Here is an 18,162-nt window from a genome sequence, read left to right on the forward strand (position 1 = left end):
GGCCGATGCGCGACCAGAAGCAGGGGCCGCTTCGCGACCCAAAGCGGGAGCAAGCGCCCTCGCCACTGGAAAGGGTCGGACGATCAACCCCTTACCAGGTGACGACAGCCCCCACCGCAAACGTATCGGTGTCTTCGTTCTGGGCGCTGGTATCGTGCCCGTCGATTTTGAACTGGTTGTACTCGGCCACCAGCTTGAGGTTGTCGTTCACGTCATGGAACAGCGCGACGCCGCGGGTTTCATAGTCGGCGCCACTGCCGACCACGCCGTTGCCATCGTCATTGGTCTTGCCACAGGACAGCGCCAGGCGGTTTTTCCCCAGTTTGTAGGAGCCCTGCAGCAGATAACCGTCGCTGTCGACGTTGCGCAGGGTCGGCTCCCCGGCATTGTTGGTGAAGAACGGGTTGATGCCCTTGGCCTGGAAACCGGAACCGACCAGGGTCAGCCCGCCCATTTTCGCCTGCACCCCATAACCGACGCCTTTTGAAGTGACGCTGTTGACGGTGGAGTCGGTATTGTCGGATGTCTGGTAGCTGCCGTTGACCCAGCTATAGATCTGCGCGCCGGCCAGGTCGAACTGGTAGGTGATTTCGCTCTCGGTGCGCGGGTTCTCCTGATAGGCCTTGCCGGTCGGGCTGCTGTCGTTGGTGTCCACCGGGTCCATGATGCCCACCGCCACGCGCAGACCGTCCATCACCGGTGTGCGGTAAGTGATCTGCGACGTCGGGAAAGGATAGGGATAACCGGTGCCGATGTTGCCGAACGAGACCCCGCCACCGTCCACCAGCCCCAGGGTGTCGCTGACCTGGCCGTACCCGGCCAGCAGTTCATCGAGCAGGATGTTGGAGCGGGCAAACAGGCCGAAGTCCTTGCCGATCAGCACTTCACCCCATTGCGGGTTGGCCACGGTGCCGTAGAACTGGCGGACATCGATGGCGGTGTCGGTGCCATTGGTTTCACTGTCGTTGATGGTCACCCAGAACGAAGCCCGGGCGCCGAGCTTGAGATCATCGACCTGTTTGCCCATGTTGAAGCCCAGGTAGTTGGGCAGGAACCCCATCTTCACCCGCGCCTGCCGACGGTCGTACTGGTCCCCTTCACGGTTGACGTCACTGTTCACGTAAAAGGCGTTGATATAGCCGTCAGTGGAGAACGTGGTCTGGTCCTTGTCGTACAGCATGATCTCGGCCTCGGCCATCGAGCTCAGGCCAAGGGCCGGCAGGCTGGCGATGAAGACCGGTAAAAGACGATGCTTGAAGTTCTTATTGTTGTGCATGGCGCGCTCCGCGACTGGTGACGAGGTGTCGGAGGCGATTATCGAAAGCGGACCGGCGGCGCCATACGCTGCCTTGGGGGCGGTTTGCAGCTGCTTTGGAGCGGCCGGCGGTGCGCAACAAGTTCGGCGTAAGACCGCTTGTCGGCAGGGCCAGCAACTTAAGGTGTAGGGCCTGTGGCCCCCGAGGTGGGGGCCACAGGAACCGCTACTGACTGGACAGCCGCCTTCAATGACATGCAGGCCACCACCACGGGGAAAATGAAACTACCCTCAATACTCGTCCAGACAGAAACAGCCACCATGCCCGCCTTGATTGAAGCCTTCCTCGACCCGGCCTCCTCGACCTACAGTTACGTGGTCTATGAAGCCGATGGCAGTCAGTGCGCAATCGTCGACCCCGTGCTCGACTACGATCCGGCTGCGGGGCGCACCGCCAGCACCCAGGCAGACCGCATCATCGCGTTCGTTCGCGAACACCGGTTGCAGGTGCAATGGCTGCTGGAAACCCACGCCCATGCCGATCACCTGTCGGCTGCGTCGTATTTGCGTCGGGAACTGGGCGGCCAGATGGCCATCGGCGCATCGATCAGCAAGGTCCAGGAGGTGTTCAAGGCGCTGTTCAACCTTGAGCCAGAGTTCTGCGTGGACGGTTCGCAGTTCGACCATCTGTTCGCCCCGGACGAATCGTTCAGGATCGGCAATCTGAAAGCCACCGCCCTGCACGTCCCCGGCCACACCCCGGCGGATATGGCCTACGTGATCGACGGCGAGCAGATCCTGGTGGGCGACACACTGTTCATGCCGGACGTGGGCACCGCGCGTTGCGACTTCCCCGGCGGTAATGCGCATCATCTGTACGCTTCGATCCAGAAGCTGCTGGCCTTCCCGGCCGGTGTGAAACTCTACGTCTGCCACGACTACCCGCCTGAAGGTCGGCAAGCGCAATGCCAGAGCACCGTTGGCGAGCAACGAAAAAGCAACATTCATGTACATGACGGCATCGACGAAAACACCTTCGTCGCCATGCGCACCCGGCGCGACAGGGGGCTGGGGATGCCGACGTTGTTGCTGCCGGCGATCCAGGTCAATGTGCGGGCGGGAAATCTGCCGCCCGCGGAAGGTAATGGCGTGACCTACCTGAAAATTCCGATCAATCAGATGTAGCGTTGGTCAAAACCGGCTCCATACTCCAGCCGCCGGCAGGCTCGTTGTAGGTGAATGCAAGCGTCTGACCCGCCTCAATGACATGCTCGATTTCATCCGCCCCCCGGGCATGACATATCCTGGTTTCGTAGGGTGCCTCGCTGACGACCAAAACTACGCCATTGGCCGCCGCCACGTCCGGTAGATACACCAAGGGCAAATAGTTGCCGTAGGACAACGTGTATCGAACAAACTTTTCTCCATCGCAGGGTGCAGGAATCGATTGCGAATGATCTTCAGGCGAACAGTCGCGGACCTGTAATTGCCATTGCTCGCTACCGTCGAGACAGACGAAGGCCACTGCATCACCTGCTGACAGCGTCACCCGAGCCATCGGGACATCACTGTTGCGCATATCCAGTACACATTCAGCGCTGGCGTCCGAACAGACCAGCAGCCTGTGTGATTCCGCACTCAGGATGGGAGGCAGTGAGACCGTCGGCGACCAATGCTCGTCACTGATTCTGAACAGCATGTGACGGGCCGAGGGCAGGCTTTTGGCACGTGCGACAGTGGGGTTGGCCTGTTCGACATCCTGAAGCCCCAACGTACGTGCACGAAACTGATTCGAGTAGATGATGTTATCGACCAGTCGATGCCTGAGCGACCAGTCTGTATTGATGATGTAATGATTCATGATAGGAGAATTGGCATTACCGGCCCCGAACCATGACATCAGTGAGCCCGATATGTCTTTCGGCACAAAAAAAGGAAGCACCATACGGGCGGCCTGAATCGATCTGAGCTCACCCGCAGGCTTGACCTCTTTACCCACCTCGTCGATGAAGGCCTTGAGAGCGGAGTCCGAAGGGGTGTTGGAACCGATCCAGCGTTGATTGACGCCCGGCCAGAAACCGGGGTCTCGCTCGCCAGCGTTATAAGAGACGACAACATTTTTGAATCCCGGCAAGCCCCAGATCTGAGACACACTCAAATTCTTATACGTTGGGGAAATAATCGAGTCGCCGAAAGAAGACTTCAAAATACCTATAAGTTCTGCATGCGCCGCAGAGGTAAATTTCCGGAATTGATGGAAGTTCACGATCACGATTTCTTTTCTACGGTCCCATCCCGAACCGAAGTGAAAGGACTTGATTCCATTAATGATATCGCCCTGAATGGTTCGGCCATTGGTTGTGCTGTGATAAACCATGAATCGCCGGGGATCACCCGCCAGATATCCGGAATAGTGGTGAACCCTGATATCCAGCACTCGAATGCCCGCGTTCAGTTGTTCATGAGGCGAAACATCCTGGCAAACTTCCATAGAAGGAGCGAACTCGGCCTTCAGGTCAAATCCCGAATTATGAGTACCCGGCAAAATGGCCGAATGTATCGGCAAATTCCGCACGCCCGTATAAGTGCTCATCCAGTGCGTACGATTATTATTGAAAGGCTTGCATACGCCACCGCTCCAGCTTCCTCCCGGACACCAGCCACCCATTATTCCGATCTCGAACTCATCGCTGGCGGATGCCGGCCCGTGATTCAGTAGCGATTGCGGATCTACCGACTGTATGACCGCCGCACTTTCAAAGTAAGGTCCAAAAACCGGAGGCAGGTATTCTTTTATATGACCGAGCGCATCCAGATCATCAACACACACATCCAGCGAACTAGCCAATGCAACTTTATCCAATAGGGAATTCATCTTGTACCTCAACAGTTATTTAACAATGGAGGAAACAACATAAACGGAGCCCTATCAGATAAACATGGACCCAAACTGTAGATTGGCGTTGTACAGGTGTGACTTATTGATTCAACAACAATAACAACGCCATCGAATGTTATTTATCCAGCGTCATTCCATTGGCCGGCAACGGCAGCGCCGTCTTGTATCGCACCTGCTTGAGCGCAAAGCTCGAACGGATGTTCGCCACCCCCGGCACCTTGGTCAGAAAGTCCATCATGAAGCGCTCCAGCGACTGGATGGTCGGCACCAGCACGCGGATCAGGTAGTCCGGGTCTCCCGCCATCAGGTAGCACTCCATGACTTCCGGGCGATCGGAAATCGCCTCTTCGAAATGCTGCAACGCCTCCTCCACCTGTTTTTCCAGGCTGACATGGATGAACACGTTCACGTGCAACCCCAGCAGGTCGGCATCGAGCAGGGTCACTTGCTCGCGAATCAGGCCCAGCTCCTCCATCGCCTTGACCCGGTTGAAGCACGGTGTCGGCGAGAGGTTCACCGAGCGGGCGAGGTCGGCGTTGGTGATCCGCGCGTTCTCCTGAAGGCTGTTGAGAATGCCGATATCGGTACGGTCCAGTTTGCGCATGAGATAAAACCACCTGTTTTTTATGTTTATGGAGATTTTTTATCTGCAAATGATCGTCAGCGCAACGAAACAGAGAGAAATATTCTTCTTGGCCGGGCCTATGATGTTTGTAGGACAAGATTTCTTCCACAGAACGAAATCTGTCAGCTCACTACAAGAAATTCACAAGATCGAGCGTAGAAGCCATGAACCAAGCGTACGAACCGCTGCGCCTGCACGTTCCCGAACCCTCGGGCCGTCCCGGTTGTAAAACCGACTTCTCCTACCTGCGTCTGACCGACGCCGGCACGGTGCGCAAACCCTCCATCGACGTTGAACCGACCGATACCGCCGATCTGGCCAAGGGCCTGATTCGCGTGCTCGACGACCAGGGCAATGCCCTCGGTCCGTGGGCTGAAGGCGTGCCAGTCGAGATCCTGCGCAAAGGCATGCGCGCCATGCTCAAGACGCGGATCTATGACAACCGCATGGTGGTCGCCCAGCGCCAGAAGAAAATGTCGTTCTACATGCAGAGCCTCGGCGAAGAAGCCATCGGCAGCGGCCAGGCCCTGGCGTTGAACATCGACGACATGTGCTTCCCGACCTACCGCCAGCAAAGCATCCTGATGGCCCGTGAAGTGCCGCTGGTGGACCTGATCTGCCAACTGCTGTCCAACGAGCGCGATCCGCTCAAGGGCCGTCAATTGCCGATCATGTATTCGGTCAAGGACGCAGGTTTCTTCACCATCTCCGGCAACCTCGCCACCCAGTTCGTGCAAGCGGTGGGCTGGGGCATGGCCTCGGCGATCAAGGGCGACACCAAAATCGCCTCGGCCTGGATCGGCGACGGCGCCACCGCCGAATCGGACTTCCACACCGCCCTGACCTTCGCCCACGTGTACCGCGCGCCAGTGATCCTCAACGTGGTCAACAACCAGTGGGCGATCTCCACCTTCCAGGCCATCGCCGGTGGTGAAGCGACCACCTTCGCCGGTCGTGGCGTGGGTTGCGGCATCGCTTCGCTGCGGGTCGACGGCAACGATTTCTATGCGGTCTACGCCGCTTCTGCCTGGGCCGCCGAACGCGCCCGCCGCAACCTCGGCCCGACCATGATCGAATGGGTCACCTACCGTGCCGGCCCACACTCGACCTCCGACGATCCGTCCAAATACCGTCCTGCCGACGACTGGAGTCATTTCCCGTTGGGCGACCCGATCGCGCGCCTCAAGCAGCACCTGATCAAGGTCGGCCACTGGTCCGAAGAGGAACACGCCGCCGTCAGCGCCGAACTGGAAGCCGAAGTGATCGCCGCGCAGAAGGAAGCCGAACAGTACGGCACCCTCGCCGGCGGCCAGATTCCAAGCGCCGCGACCATGTTCGAAGACGTCTACAAAGAGATGCCGGAGCACTTGAAGCGCCAGCGTCAGGAACTGGGGATCTGACATGAACGATCACAACAACAATATTCAGTTGGACACCGCCATGACCACGACCACCATGACCATGATCCAGGCCCTGCGCTCGGCCATGGATGTGATGCTTGAGCGTGACGACGATGTCGTGGTGTTCGGCCAGGACGTCGGCTACTTCGGTGGCGTGTTCCGTTGCACCGAAGGCTTGCAGACCAAGTACGGCACCTCGCGGGTGTTCGACGCGCCGATCTCCGAAAGCGGCATCGTCGGCACTGCGGTAGGCATGGGCGCCTACGGCCTGCGGCCGGTGGTGGAGATCCAGTTCGCCGACTACGTTTACCCGGCCTACGACCAGATCATTTCCGAAGCCGCCCGCCTGCGTTATCGCTCGGCCGGCGAATTCACCGCACCGCTGACCCTGCGCATGCCCTGCGGCGGCGGCATCTACGGTGGCCAGACCCACAGCCAGAGTATCGAGGCACTGTTCACCCAAGTGTGCGGCCTGCGCACCGTCATGCCGTCCAACCCCTACGATGCCAAGGGACTGTTGATCGCCTCCATCGAAAACGATGACCCGGTGATCTTCCTCGAGCCCAAGCGCCTGTACAACGGCCCGTTCGACGGCCACCACGACCGTCCGGTGACCCCTTGGTCGAAACACCCCGCCGCTCAGGTTCCGGATGGCTATTACACCGTGCCGCTGGACGTTGCCGCCATTGCCCGTCCGGGCAAGGATGTCACCGTACTGACCTACGGCACCACGGTGTACGTGTCGCTGGTCGCCGCCGAAGAAAGCGGCGTGGATGCCGAAGTCATCGACCTGCGCAGCCTGTGGCCGCTGGACCTGGAAACCATCGTCAAGTCGGTGAAGAAAACCGGGCGCTGTGTGGTGGTCCATGAAGCCACCCGCACCTGCGGTTTCGGTGCCGAGCTGGTGGCGCTGGTGCAAGAGCATTGCTTCCACCACCTGGAAGCGCCGATCGAACGCGTCACCGGTTGGGACACCCCCTACCCGCACGCGCAGGAGTGGGCGTATTTCCCTGGTCCGTCCCGAGTGGGCGCGGCGTTGAAACGGGTCATGGAGGTCTGAATGGGCACGCACGTTATTAAAATGCCGGACATTGGCGAAGGTATTGCAGAAGTTGAACTGTCGGTGTGGCACGTCAAGGTCGGCGACATGGTCGTCGAAGATCAGGTGCTGGCCGATGTCATGACCGACAAGGCGATGGTCGATATCCCGTCGCCGGTGCATGGCAAAGTCATCGCCCTTGGCGGCCAGCCAGGCGAAGTCATGGCGGTCGGCAGTGTGCTGATCAGCATTGAAGTCGAAGGCGCGGGCAACGTTAAAGAGTCGGCTCAGCCAGCGGCCGCTGTCAAAGAAGCACCGACTGCAGCCCCGAAAGTGGAAGCCGTGGTCGAAAGCAAACCGGTCGCTGCCGCCGCGCCACGCCCGGCCGTGTGCCAGGGCCCGATGGTGGCCCGTGAAGCGAATGAGCGTCCGCTGGCGTCCCCGGCCGTACGCAAGCATGCACTGGACCTGGGCATCCAGTTGCGTCTGGTACGCGGTACCGGCCCGGCCGGTCGGGTGCTGCACGAAGACCTAGAGACTTACCTGGCCCAGGGCCAGTCGAATGCCTCGAGCGTCAGCAGCGCTTACACCCAGCGCAACGATGAAGAGCAAATCCCGGTGATCGGCATGCGCCGCAAGATCGCCCAACGCATGCAGGACGCAACCCAGCGTGCGGCCCACTTCAGCTACGTCGAAGAAATCGACGTCACCGCTGTCGAAGAACTGCGCGCGCACCTCAACGAAAAACACGGTGCGACCCGTGGCAAGCTGACCTTGTTGCCGTTCCTGGTCCGCGCCCTGGTCGTCGCCCTGCGCGACTTCCCGCAGATCAATGCCCGTTACGACGACGAAGCCCAGGTCATCACCCGCCTCGGCGCGGTGCATGTGGGCATCGCCACCCAGGCCGACATCGGCTTGATGGTGCCGGTGGTGCGCCACGCCGAAGCCCGCAGCCTGTGGGACAGTGCGGCGGAAATCGCCCGACTGGCCACCGCCGCACGCAATGGCAAGGCCAGCCGCGATGAACTGTCCGGCTCGAGCATCACCCTGACCAGCCTCGGCGCCCTCGGCGGCATCGTCAGCACCCCGGTGCTGAACCTGCCTGAAGTGGCCATCGTCGGCGTCAACAAGATCGTCGAACGGCCGATGGTGATCAAAGGCCAGATCGTGATCCGCAAGATGATGAACCTCTCCAGCTCCTTCGATCACCGCGTGGTCGACGGCATGGACGCGGCGCAATTCATCCAGGCCATGCGCGGCCTGCTCGAACAACCCGCCACCCTGTTTGTGGACTGATTTCTGGAGAGGCATGCATGCAAACTCTGAACACCACGCTGCTGATCATCGGCGGCGGCCCCGGCGGTTATGTGACGGCGATCCGTGCCGGCCAGTTGGGCATTGCGACCATTCTGGTAGAAGGCCAGTCCCTGGGCGGCACCTGCCTGAACATCGGCTGCATTCCGTCCAAGGCACTGATCCACGTCGCCGAACAGTTTCACCAGACGCAACAGCACAGCCAGCATTCGGCCCTGGGCATCAGCGTGTCGGCGCCGACCCTGGACATCGGCAAGAGCGTCGAGTGGAAGGACGGCGTCGTCGATCGCCTGACCACCGGCGTCGCCGCGCTGCTGAAAAAGAACAAGGTCCAGGTCATTCAAGGCTGGGCCAGGGTCATCGACGGCAAGACTGTCGAAGTGGGCGACACGCGCATTCAATGTGAGCATCTGGTGCTGGCGACGGGCTCCAAAAGCGTGAACCTGCCCATGCTGCCGATTGGCGGGCCGATCATTTCGTCCACCGAAGCCCTGGCGCCGAAATCAGTCCCAAAACGGCTGATCGTGGTGGGCGGCGGCTACATCGGCCTGGAACTGGGCATTGCCTATCGCAAGCTCGGTGCCGAGGTCAGTGTGGTCGAGGCGCAGGAGCGGATTCTGCCGGCCTACGACGCCGAACTGACCCAGCCTGTGCATGACGAACTGAAAAAGCTCGGCGTGAAACTTTACTTGAAGCACAGCGTTCAAGGCTTTGATTCCAAATCAAATACCCTGCAAGTGCTTGCCCCCAACGGCGACACCCTGAACCTGGAAACCGATCAGGTGCTGGTGGCCGTCGGTCGCAAGCCGAACACTCAGGGCTGGAACCTTGAAGCGCTGGACCTGGCGATGAACGGCGCGTCGATCAAGATCGACCATCGTTGCCAGACCAGCATGCACAACGTCTACGCCATCGGCGACCTCAGCGGCGAACCGATGCTCGCTCACCGGGCCATGGCCCAGGGCGAGATGGTCGCCGAGCTGATCAGCGGCAAGTCCCGCGAGTTCAACCCGACGGCCATCGCCGCGGTGTGCTTCACCGACCCGGAACTGGTGGTGGTCGGCCAGACGCCGGACGAAGCCAAGGCTGCCGGGCTGGACTGCATCGTGTCCAGCTTCCCGTTCGCCGCCAATGGCCGGGCGATGACCCTGGAATCGAAAAGCGGCTTCGTGCGCGTGGTCGCCCGTCGTGACAACCATGTGATCGTGGGCTGGCAAGCGGTAGGCGTCGGGGTGTCCGAATTGTCGACGGCCTTTGCGCAAAGCCTGGAAATGGGCGCGCAGCTGGAAGACATCGGTGGCACCATCCATGCGCATCCGACGCTCGGCGAGGCGGTGCAGGAAGCGGCGTTGCGGGCCCTTGGCCACGCGTTGCACCTCTAAATGGTGGTGGCAACACCGGACCCTTCGCGAGCAGGCTCGCTCCCACATTTGAAATGCAATCCCCTGTGGGAGCGAGCCTGCTCGCGAATTCTTGAGGCCAACACGATTTATCGGCCTGCCATCCGATAGTCTGGGCTGCGATTTAGCCCGAGAATGAAGTATTGTTGTGCCCATCCGAAAAAATGTCAGAAGCCTTGAACCGTTTCGGCGGTTGTTAAGTGATAGAGGGTGTCATGGGTAACGAAAGCATCAATTGGGACAAGCTGGGTTTTGACTACATCAAGACCGACAAGCGCTATCTGTCGCACTGGCGTAATGGCGAGTGGGACAAAGGCACCCTGACCGAAGACAACGTGCTGCACATCAGCGAAGGCTCCACTGCCCTTCACTATGGCCAGCAATGCTTCGAAGGCCTGAAGGCCTATCGTTGCAAGGACGGTTCGATCAACCTGTTCCGTCCGGACCAGAACGCCGCGCGCATGCAACGCAGCTGCGCCCGCCTGCTGATGCCGCACGTATCCACCGAGCAGTTCATCGAAGCGTGCAAGGAAGTGGTCCGCGCCAACGAGCGTTTCATTCCGCCTTACGGCACCGGCGGCGCGCTGTACCTGCGTCCGTTCGTGATCGGCGTCGGCGACAACATCGGCGTGCGTACCGCACCCGAGTTCATCTTCTCGATCTTCTGCATTCCGGTAGGCGCCTACTTCAAGGGTGGCCTGACCCCGCATAACTTCCTGATCTCCAGCTACGACCGCGCCGCCCCGCAGGGCACCGGTGCAGCCAAGGTCGGTGGCAACTACGCGGCCAGCCTGATGCCGGGCTCCCAGGCCAAGAAGGCGCATTTCGCCGACGCGATCTACCTGGACCCGATGACCCACAAGAAGATCGAGGAAGTCGGTTCGGCCAACTTCTTCGGGATCACCCACGACAACAAGTTCGTGACCCCGAACTCGCCATCCGTGCTGCCGGGCATCACCCGTCTGTCGCTGATCGAACTGGCGAAAACCCGCCTGGGCCTGGAAGTGGTCGAAGGCGACGTGTTCATCGACAAGCTGTCGGACTTCAAGGAAGCCGGTGCCTGCGGTACTGCCGCCGTGATCACGCCGATCGGCGGCATCAGCTACAACGACCATCTGCACGTGTTCCACAGTGAAACCGAAGTCGGCCCGATCACCCAGAAGCTCTACAAAGAGCTGACCGGCGTGCAAACCGGCGACGTCGAAGCCCCAGCAGGCTGGATCGTCAAGGTTTGACCTGACGCCTGATGCACAAAAGCCCCCCATCGGCCTGCCGATGGGGGGCTTTGTTTTAAGTGCGTTTTGCGTCTTTCGTTTTTCGCTGGCACACGCGCGGCCTGTAGGAGCCAGCCTGCTGGCGATGGTCGTCAACGATAACGCGTGAAACCTGGTTAAACGTTGCGCAGTTCGACCGTCAGGTGTGACAGCTCGTGGACCGGCGCCAGGCGTTCGCGGATGGTGTCGGCGCTGATGTTTGCCGCCGCCACGACACTGACGATCGCCGCCCGTGCCTGCGGGCCGACCTGCCATACATGCAGATCGCTGATCCGCGCATCGTCCGACGATTCGAGCAGCTCGCGAATTTCCTCAGCCACGTGTTCGTCCGTCGCGTCCAGCAGCACGGCGGCGCTGTCGCGCATCAATCCGACCGCCCATTTTGCAATCACGATGGCACCGACGATCCCCATCGCCGGGTCCAGCCAGACCCAGCCCAGATAGCGGCCTGCCAGCAACGCGGCAATCGCCAGGATCGAGGTCAGGGCATCGGCCAGCACATGCAGGTAAGCCGAGCGCAGGTTGTTGTCGTGATGGTGATGATGGCCGTGGTCATGGCTGTGCCCGTGATCGTGATGGCCGTGATCGCCGGCCAGCAGGAAGGCACTGACGATGTTTACCGCCAGCCCCACCACCGCGATCACCGTCGCCTCGGTAAAGGCCACGGTCGTCGGCTGGAACAGGCGCAGGATGGATTCGCCAGCGATGGCGATCGATACCAGCCCCAGCACCATGGCCGAAGCAAACCCGGCCAGATCCCCGACTTTGCCGGTACCGAAGCTGTAACGCGCGTTGTTGGCATTGCGGCGGGCGAAACCGTAAGCCGCCGCGGCGATGCCCAAGGCTCCGGCATGGGTCGCCATGTGAAAGCCATCGGCCAGCAACGCCATCGAACCGGTCATGTACCCAGCGGCAATTTCGCCGATCATCATCACAAACGTCAGTACCACCACCCATAAGGTGCGGCGGGCGTTTTCGTCGTGGGAGGCGCCCAGAAACACATGATCATGGGAAAAACGCGAGGCCTGCGGTGTCAGTGTCATGGTTCCAGACCTCTATTTCGAGTAACGGCGGATGGCTTGCAACAAGTCTTCCAGGCCTTCGGCGCGAGCTTCGTCGCTGAGCCCCGGATGCGCGACATGCTCACGGGCATGGGCGTCGATGAACTGTTCCAGCAACCCATTGACCGCCCCGCGGATGGCCGCGACCAAATGTAAGGTCTTGGCGCAATCGGCATCCGATTCAAGCGCGCGCTCCACTGCCTGAACCTGGCCGGCAATGCGCCGGACCCGTTTGAGCAAGTCATCTTTGTGTTCGTGAATGTGCGACATACCTATACCCCCTACCCCTATACGGTGCGCATAGTCGCCGATAGCCCGGGGGCTGGCAAGGCGTTGAGGTCATATTTATTCAGAGGGGTGCATTGGGGCGGTGACGAGCCGGCTCGTGCCACCGGCTGCATCGATCATTCGATCAGGCCCGCACCCGAGGCATCCGGCCAGAACAGCGCGGTTTGCCCCGAGTGCCGTCGCGGTCAATCGTCACGGGTCAGCACTTCCAGCAATTCAATCTCGAAAACCAGGTTCGAGTTCGGCGGGATCTTGCCCATGGTGCGTTCGCCATAGCCCAGGTGCGCCGGCACCGAAAGTTTGCGCTTGCCGCCGACCTGCATGCCCATCAGTCCCTGATCCCAGCCCTTGATCACGCGACCGGTGCCGATCACGCACTGGAAAGGCTTGCCCCGGCTGTAGGAGGAATCGAATTCCGTACCGTCTTCCAGCCAGCCGCGGTACTGGGTGGTGATCAATGCGCCTTTGACGGCTGCTTTGCCGTCGCCCGGTTGGAGGTCAATCACCTGAAGCTCGTCATTCATTGAATTCACTCGTATGCTTTCTTGCCCGAAAGGGGCCTGACCGGCGCCGTTTTCCCAGATCTGCACTCGATTGGCAACCCTTCCTGCCGTCAGGCGCGGGGTCGAAAGCTGTTTGCCGAAGTATCCTGAACCAAGATAACCGAACCTCCCCGGACGGTTCGCATCGCCATGATGGCCACCCCAGAATGATTTTGCTCTCGACCCACACTGCCCTTGGCTTGGTAATACTCGCGCTGGTCATCGTGCTGCTCTGGCGCGAGCGCACGTTCCGCAAGCAACTGAGCGAATGCCGCACACTGATCGACAACCTCTGCAAAGGACAACATATCCACCAGAAAGGCGACGCGGAGCGTTTCAAACGCAGCCAGTACTTTGCCCGCATCGGCACCTGGGACTGGGAGGTCGATACCGACAGGCTCTACTGGTCGGACGCGATCTACGGCATGTTCGGGTTCAAGATCGGCGAAGTGACCCCCTCCTACGCCTTGTTCTGCGCCTGCGTGCACCCGGATGACCGGGCCAGGGTCCGGGCCGGCGAGTTGCGTTGCCTGGAAACCGGTGAGAATCACGACGAGGAATATCGTGTGGTCTGGCCCGACGGCACCCTCCGCTGGTTGCGCGAGACCGGCAACGTGGTGAAGAACGAGCACGACAAAACGATCAAGATGATGGGCGTGGTGCGCGACATCACCGAAGAAAAGGCTTCCGCCAGTTACCTGCGCCACCTGGCGCACTTTGACCCACTGACGGGATTGCCCAACCGGCTGGTGCTCGAAGAACGTCTGGCCGAAGCGCTGGAACAGGCGCGGGTCAACAACACGCGGGTGGCGCTGGTGTTCGTCGACCTCAATGGCTTCAAGGCCATCAACGACCACTATGGACACGCCGCCGGCGACCGCGTACTGATGACCACCGCGACCCGCCTCCAGAAGATCCTGCGTGCGACCGACACCGTTGCCCGCATCGGCGGCGATGAATTCGTGATCATTCTCCAGGGATTGCCTCAGGGCCGCAGCCTGCAAGACGAAGCCCGCAGCATCTGTCAGAAAATCTTCGTCGAACTCTCCCCGCCCGTCACCATCGGCAACGACCAGCGCCACATCGGCACCAGCCTGGGCGTGGCCGTATTCCCCGACCATGCGCCGAGCATGGACCGGCTGATCCACATTGCCGACCTGGCGATGTATGCGGCCAAGCGCAGCGGGAACAATCAGTACCGATTGGGTGATCAGGCGTTGAGCCACAACAGGATCGAGTAGAGCCGCCCAGTGTGTCAGCCACTGTCACGCCTGGCTGACAGGGCCTCCTCACAGGCAAGTCCACGATGTCACTTGCACATCCACCATCGATCCACGGTAGATATGAGGCAACCCCAGCCTTTATCCTTACCCCCCCACCGTACCGAGTGAATGGAGTTTTCTCATGCCCCATGAAGGCAATCTGCTGCAAGCCGCTGTCGTGTTTCTGCTCGCGGCGGTGCTCACCGTGCCGCTGGCCAAGCGGCTGCAACTGGGGGCGGTGCTGGGTTATCTGTTTGCCGGAGTGATCATCGGGCCTTCGGTGCTGGGCCTGATCGGCAATCCGCAGAGTGTCAGTCATATCTCGGAACTCGGCGTGGTGTTGCTGCTGTTCATCATTGGCCTGGAATTGTCGCCGCGCCGCTTGTGGGTGATGCGTAAATCGGTGTTTGGCGTCGGCCTGGCGCAGGTGTTGTTGACCGGCTCGGTGATCGGTGTGGTGGCGCTGCTGGTGTTCGGTCAGCCGCTCAACAGCGCGATCGTACTGGGCCTGGGCCTGGCGCTGTCATCCACGGCGTTTGGCCTGCAGAGCCTGGCCGAACGCAAGGAACTGACCAGCCCCCACGGGCGCCTGGCGTTTGCCATTCTGCTGTTCCAGGACATCGCCGCGATCCCGCTGATCGCCATGGTGCCGCTGTTGGCCGGAGTCGATCACAACTCCAGCACCGCCGACGATGTGAACCACGGCTTGCGGGTGCTGGGCAGCATAGCCGTCGTCGTGATCGGCGGACGCTACCTGTTGCGACCGGTGTTCCGGGTGGTGGCCAAAACCCGCCTGCCCGAGGTGTCCACGGCCACGGCGCTGCTGGTGGTCATCGGTACGGCATGGTTGATGGACCTGGTCGGTGTGTCGATGGCCCTTGGCGCCTTCCTTGCCGGCCTGCTGCTGGCGGATTCCGAGTACCGCCATGAACTGGAAGCGCAGATAGAACCGTTCAAGGGCCTGCTGCTGGGGCTGTTTTTCATCAGTGTCGGCATGGGCGCGAACCTGAGCCTGCTGCTGAGTGCGCCCGCCCTGGTGCTGGGCCTGACCCTGCTGCTCATCGCCTGCAAGCTGCCACTGCTGTTTGTCGTCGGCCGACTGGCCGGAGGCCTGGGCAAGGTCAACGCCGTTCGCCTCGGCATCGTGCTGGCGGCCGGCGGTGAGTTTGCCTTTGTGGTGTTCAAGATCGGTCGCGACCAGGGGCTGTTCGAACCGCATCTGTACGACTTGCTGGTGTTGACCATCACCCTGTCCATGGCGCTGACGCCGTTGTTGCTGCTGGTGTGCGACCGTCTGTTCAGCCCCAAGGTGCAACCGGTGGAGGTGCCTGAGAAATTCCGCGACTTCGACACCGAAGCTCCCCGTGTGGTGATCGCCGGCATGGGCCGGATGGGGCAGATCGTCGCGCGTATCCTGCGGGCGCAGAACATCAAGTTCGTCGCCCTCGACACGTCGGTGGAAACCATCGAACTGTCCCGCAGCTTCGGCGGCGTGCCCGTGTTCTACGGCGACCCGATGCGCCCGGAAATCCTCAAGGCAGCGAAAGTCGGCGAAGCGGAGTTTTTCGTGATTGCCACCGACGACCCGGACACCAACATCAAGACCGCCGAGCTGGTGCGCAAGCTCTACCCGGAGATGAAAATCATCGCCCGCGCACGCAACCGCCAGCATGTGCATCGGCTGATGGACGTGGACGCCCTGCCGGTGCGCGAGACCTTCTATTCCAGCCTGGAAATGAGCCGGCAGACCTTGATCGGGCTGGGATTGACCCATGCCCAGGCGGATGCGCGGATCAAGCGCTTCAAACATCACGATGAGCAGGTGCTTGAAGCCCAGCATGCGGTGTACGACGATGCGGTGAAAGTCATGCAGACCGCCCAGGAAGCGCGGGCGGAACTGGCGCGGCTGTTTGAGTCGGATCAGCTGGAAGAGCAAGCCGCCAGGGAATGATGCGTTGGCACGGGCCTCATCGCGGGCAAGCCCGCTCCCACGATGATTTCGGATGAGCTGAAATTTTGCCTGCCCCACGATCCTGTGGGAGCGGGCTTGCCCGCGATGAACGATCACGCGTTGTATCGGATGCATAACGAACGCAAAGGAATCCACAATGGCTGCTGATTCATCCTCCCCCGCCCTCAAGGAAATCTTCAACACCGAACGCCTCCAGCACATTGCCACCGAGATGACCGCGGTCCATCCCGGGTTCGACGCCAGGGCGTTCCTGAAGCTGGCGAAAAACGGTCTGGCGGACCTGTCGGTGATGCAACGCATGGCCCGCGTCAGCGAATGCCTGCACGCGGTGCTGGCGCTGGACTTCGAAGCCTCTCTGCCGCTGTTGCGCGCCCTCGCGCCGCGCCTGAACAGCGGCTTCGTCAGCATGTGCCTGCCGCACTACGTCGCGACTTATGGCGCCGAACGATTCGAACTGTCGATGGACGCACTCAAGTACTTCACCGCCTTCGGCTCTTCGGAATTCGCCATCCGCCACTTCCTGCGTCGCGATCTGGAGCGTTCCCTCAAGCGGATGCATGAATGGTCGCTGGACGCCAACGAACACGTCCGGCGCCTGGCCAGTGAAGGCTGCCGGCCACGGTTGCCGTGGTCGTTTCGCCTGGAGTCGATCCAGGCCGAGCCACGCCTGGCGGCCGCCATTCTCGACAACCTCAAGGCCGACCCCAGCCTGTATGTGCGCAAGTCCGTGGCCAATCACCTCAACGACATCACCAAGGACCATCCCGAGTGGGTACTGGACCTGATCGAAAGCTGGTCACTGGAAAACAAACACACGGCGTGGATCGCCAGGCACGCGCTGCGCAGCCTGATTAAACAGGGTAATCAAAGGGCACTGGCCATCATCGGCGCCAGCGGCAAGCCTGAAGTCGAGATCATCGACCTGCAGGTCAATCCGCCAGTGATTGGCCTGGGGGAAAAAATCACCCTGTCCTTTGCCGTCAAATCCACGGCAGAGGTCAGCCAGCGCCTGGTGATCGACTACGCCGTCGACTACGTCAAGGCCAACGGCAGCACGTCGGCGAAGGTGTTCAAGCTCAAGGCCCTGACATTGCCTGGCAAGGCCACCGAATCCATCGCCCGCAGCCAGCACATCAAGGAACTGACCACCCGTCGCCACTATGCGGGCCGGCATGCGGTGCATGTGTTGATCAATGGCGAACGGCTGGCGAGTTCAGCCTTCGAGATCAGGGTTGACGCGGGTTGAGCGCATCCCGTGAGCGGCCTGGCAGCATGCGCGTCAGGGTGTTGTCCTGGACCCAATAGTGATGGAACAAGCCTGCCGCCGCATGCAGGCCGATCAACCAGTAGCCGGCATTTCCGAGCAGCTCGTGCCAGTGCTTGAACTGTTTGGCCAGGTCGGGATCGACAGACACCAGTGCCGGCAGGGCAAACTCAAAATAGGGCATCGGTTTGTCGCCTGCCGACAGCATCAGCCAGGCCAGTAACGGCGTGGCGATCATCAGCACATACAGCGCCAGATGCATCAGGTGCGAAACACCGGTCTGCCAGGTGGGCGGCGCCGGCGTGATGGGTGGGCGCGGGGTCAGCCGTCCGAGCAGACGGATCCAGACCAGGGCAAAAATACTCAAGCCGAACACACCGTGCAGCCCGAGGAAAAAACTCCTCCCCGTACTGCCACGGGGCAATAACCCCTTGATTTCGATGCAGGCGTATACGCCGACAAACAGCGCCAGCATCAGCCAGTGCAGCGTGATAGACAGTTTTCCGTAACGTTGTGCCGTTGAATCGCGGGTCATGGTGGGCCTCGTGAGCGTCAGTCCAGGCTGGC

16 protein-coding genes are annotated in these 18,162 nt (G+C 60.8%); 9 read left to right on the plus strand and 7 right to left on the minus strand.

Features of this window, described 5'->3' with window-relative positions:
• Window positions 1-91 precede the first annotated feature (91 nt).
• Window positions 92-1,276 (minus strand): porin, encoded by a 1,185-nt coding sequence (locus ACX3YF_RS26330; protein ID WP_454838041.1) that lies wholly within the window; start codon window positions 1,274-1,276, stop codon window positions 92-94.
• Between the two features lie 300 nt (window positions 1,277-1,576).
• Here ACX3YF_RS26330 and ACX3YF_RS26335 point away from each other — a divergent pair, with 300 nt between their 5' ends.
• Window positions 1,577-2,440: an MBL fold metallo-hydrolase gene (locus ACX3YF_RS26335; RefSeq protein WP_458974570.1), complete on the plus strand. Its 864-nt coding sequence runs from the start codon at window positions 1,577-1,579 to the stop codon at window positions 2,438-2,440.
• Here the strand turns inward: ACX3YF_RS26335 and ACX3YF_RS26340 are convergent.
• Window positions 2,427-4,130: a hypothetical protein gene (locus ACX3YF_RS26340; protein ID WP_130208698.1), complete on the minus strand. Its 1,704-nt coding sequence runs from the start codon at window positions 4,128-4,130 to the stop codon at window positions 2,427-2,429. The two genes, ACX3YF_RS26335 and ACX3YF_RS26340, sit on opposite strands and share 14 nt — an antisense overlap.
• A gap of 139 nt (window positions 4,131-4,269) precedes the next feature.
• Entirely contained in the window at window positions 4,270-4,758 is a 489-nt protein-coding gene (bkdR, locus tag ACX3YF_RS26345; protein WP_047528178.1) for a Bkd operon transcriptional regulator BkdR, read from the minus strand.
• A gap of 185 nt (window positions 4,759-4,943) precedes the next feature.
• Between bkdR and ACX3YF_RS26350 the strand changes: the two genes are divergently transcribed.
• The 5 genes from ACX3YF_RS26350 (at window position 4,944) to ACX3YF_RS26370 (ending at window position 11,167) form a co-directional block, all read left to right on the plus strand.
• Entirely contained in the window at window positions 4,944-6,179 is a 1,236-nt protein-coding gene (locus ACX3YF_RS26350) for a thiamine pyrophosphate-dependent enzyme (RefSeq protein ID WP_458974571.1), read from the plus strand.
• Window position 6,180: 1 nt separating this feature from the next.
• Complete coding sequence (locus ACX3YF_RS26355) at window positions 6,181-7,239, plus strand: alpha-ketoacid dehydrogenase subunit beta (RefSeq protein WP_458945436.1); 1,059 nt, start codon at window positions 6,181-6,183, stop codon at window positions 7,237-7,239.
• Window positions 7,240-8,514 (plus strand): dihydrolipoamide acetyltransferase family protein, encoded by a 1,275-nt coding sequence (locus tag ACX3YF_RS26360; protein ID WP_458974572.1) that lies wholly within the window; start codon window positions 7,240-7,242, stop codon window positions 8,512-8,514.
• A 17-nt stretch (window positions 8,515-8,531) separates the two neighbouring features.
• The gene (gene lpdA / locus ACX3YF_RS26365; RefSeq protein ID WP_448646480.1) at window positions 8,532-9,914 is read left to right on the plus strand and encodes a dihydrolipoyl dehydrogenase; all 1,383 of its coding nucleotides are present in this window, start codon (window positions 8,532-8,534) and stop codon (window positions 9,912-9,914) included.
• 233 nt (window positions 9,915-10,147) lie between these two features.
• The gene (locus ACX3YF_RS26370; RefSeq protein ID WP_047528166.1) at window positions 10,148-11,167 is read left to right on the plus strand and encodes a branched-chain amino acid aminotransferase; all 1,020 of its coding nucleotides are present in this window, start codon (window positions 10,148-10,150) and stop codon (window positions 11,165-11,167) included.
• A gap of 155 nt (window positions 11,168-11,322) precedes the next feature.
• Here ACX3YF_RS26370 and dmeF read toward each other — a convergent pair whose 3' ends face one another.
• The 3 genes from dmeF to ACX3YF_RS26385 form a co-directional block, all read right to left on the minus strand.
• Entirely contained in the window at window positions 11,323-12,249 is a 927-nt protein-coding gene (dmeF, locus tag ACX3YF_RS26375; RefSeq protein ID WP_458974573.1) for a CDF family Co(II)/Ni(II) efflux transporter DmeF, read from the minus strand.
• Between the two features lie 12 nt (window positions 12,250-12,261).
• Window positions 12,262-12,537, minus strand: a complete 276-nt coding sequence (locus ACX3YF_RS26380) for a metal/formaldehyde-sensitive transcriptional repressor (RefSeq protein ID WP_047528162.1) — start codon at window positions 12,535-12,537, stop codon at window positions 12,262-12,264.
• Window positions 12,538-12,740: 203 nt separating this feature from the next.
• On the minus strand, window positions 12,741-13,079 hold the full coding sequence (locus ACX3YF_RS26385) for an FKBP-type peptidyl-prolyl cis-trans isomerase (protein ID WP_103404264.1): 339 nt from the start codon (window positions 13,077-13,079) through the stop codon (window positions 12,741-12,743).
• 185 nt (window positions 13,080-13,264) lie between these two features.
• On the opposite strand from ACX3YF_RS26385, the gene ACX3YF_RS26390 reads away from it, so the two are divergent.
• From ACX3YF_RS26390 to ACX3YF_RS26400, 3 genes are all read left to right on the plus strand, one after another.
• Window positions 13,265-14,338, plus strand: a complete 1,074-nt coding sequence (locus ACX3YF_RS26390) for a diguanylate cyclase domain-containing protein (protein WP_448646478.1) — start codon at window positions 13,265-13,267, stop codon at window positions 14,336-14,338.
• A 163-nt stretch (window positions 14,339-14,501) separates the two neighbouring features.
• Window positions 14,502-16,310: a monovalent cation:proton antiporter-2 (CPA2) family protein gene (locus ACX3YF_RS26395; protein ID WP_458974574.1), complete on the plus strand. Its 1,809-nt coding sequence runs from the start codon at window positions 14,502-14,504 to the stop codon at window positions 16,308-16,310.
• Window positions 16,311-16,467: 157 nt separating this feature from the next.
• Window positions 16,468-17,577, plus strand: coding sequence for a DNA alkylation repair protein (locus tag ACX3YF_RS26400; protein WP_130208716.1), 1,110 nt, complete (start codon window positions 16,468-16,470; stop codon window positions 17,575-17,577).
• On the opposite strand, the gene ACX3YF_RS26405 is transcribed toward ACX3YF_RS26400, so the two are convergent.
• Window positions 17,558-18,130 (minus strand): cytochrome b, encoded by a 573-nt coding sequence (locus tag ACX3YF_RS26405; RefSeq protein ID WP_458974575.1) that lies wholly within the window; start codon window positions 18,128-18,130, stop codon window positions 17,558-17,560. The genes ACX3YF_RS26400 and ACX3YF_RS26405 overlap by 20 nt on opposite strands.
• Window positions 18,131-18,162 lie beyond the last annotated feature (32 nt).

It is taken from the genome of Pseudomonas fluorescens group sp. PF-69, from assembly GCF_054481235.1.

Coding starts and splice junctions, on each gene's coding strand:
- ACX3YF_RS26340 (WP_130208698.1), bottom strand. CDS start 4,130: ATGAATTCCCTATTGGATAAAGTTGCATTGGCTAGTTCGCTGGATGTG.
- lpdA (WP_448646480.1), top strand. CDS start 8,532: ATGCAAACTCTGAACACCACGCTGCTGATCATCGGCGGCGGCCCCGGC.
- ACX3YF_RS26370 (WP_047528166.1), top strand. CDS start 10,148: ATGGGTAACGAAAGCATCAATTGGGACAAGCTGGGTTTTGACTACATC.
- ACX3YF_RS26360 (WP_458974572.1), top strand. CDS start 7,240: ATGGGCACGCACGTTATTAAAATGCCGGACATTGGCGAAGGTATTGCA.
- ACX3YF_RS26395 (WP_458974574.1), top strand. CDS start 14,502: ATGCCCCATGAAGGCAATCTGCTGCAAGCCGCTGTCGTGTTTCTGCTC.
- dmeF (WP_458974573.1), bottom strand. CDS start 12,249: ATGACACTGACACCGCAGGCCTCGCGTTTTTCCCATGATCATGTGTTT.
- ACX3YF_RS26405 (WP_458974575.1), bottom strand. CDS start 18,130: ATGACCCGCGATTCAACGGCACAACGTTACGGAAAACTGTCTATCACG.
- ACX3YF_RS26380 (WP_047528162.1), bottom strand. CDS start 12,537: ATGTCGCACATTCACGAACACAAAGATGACTTGCTCAAACGGGTCCGG.
- ACX3YF_RS26330 (WP_454838041.1), bottom strand. CDS start 1,276: ATGCACAACAATAAGAACTTCAAGCATCGTCTTTTACCGGTCTTCATC.
- bkdR (WP_047528178.1), bottom strand. CDS start 4,758: ATGCGCAAACTGGACCGTACCGATATCGGCATTCTCAACAGCCTTCAG.
- ACX3YF_RS26355 (WP_458945436.1), top strand. CDS start 6,181: ATGAACGATCACAACAACAATATTCAGTTGGACACCGCCATGACCACG.
- ACX3YF_RS26400 (WP_130208716.1), top strand. CDS start 16,468: ATGGCTGCTGATTCATCCTCCCCCGCCCTCAAGGAAATCTTCAACACC.
- ACX3YF_RS26350 (WP_458974571.1), top strand. CDS start 4,944: ATGAACCAAGCGTACGAACCGCTGCGCCTGCACGTTCCCGAACCCTCG.
- ACX3YF_RS26335 (WP_458974570.1), top strand. CDS start 1,577: ATGCCCGCCTTGATTGAAGCCTTCCTCGACCCGGCCTCCTCGACCTAC.
- ACX3YF_RS26390 (WP_448646478.1), top strand. CDS start 13,265: ATGATTTTGCTCTCGACCCACACTGCCCTTGGCTTGGTAATACTCGCG.
- ACX3YF_RS26385 (WP_103404264.1), bottom strand. CDS start 13,079: ATGAATGACGAGCTTCAGGTGATTGACCTCCAACCGGGCGACGGCAAA.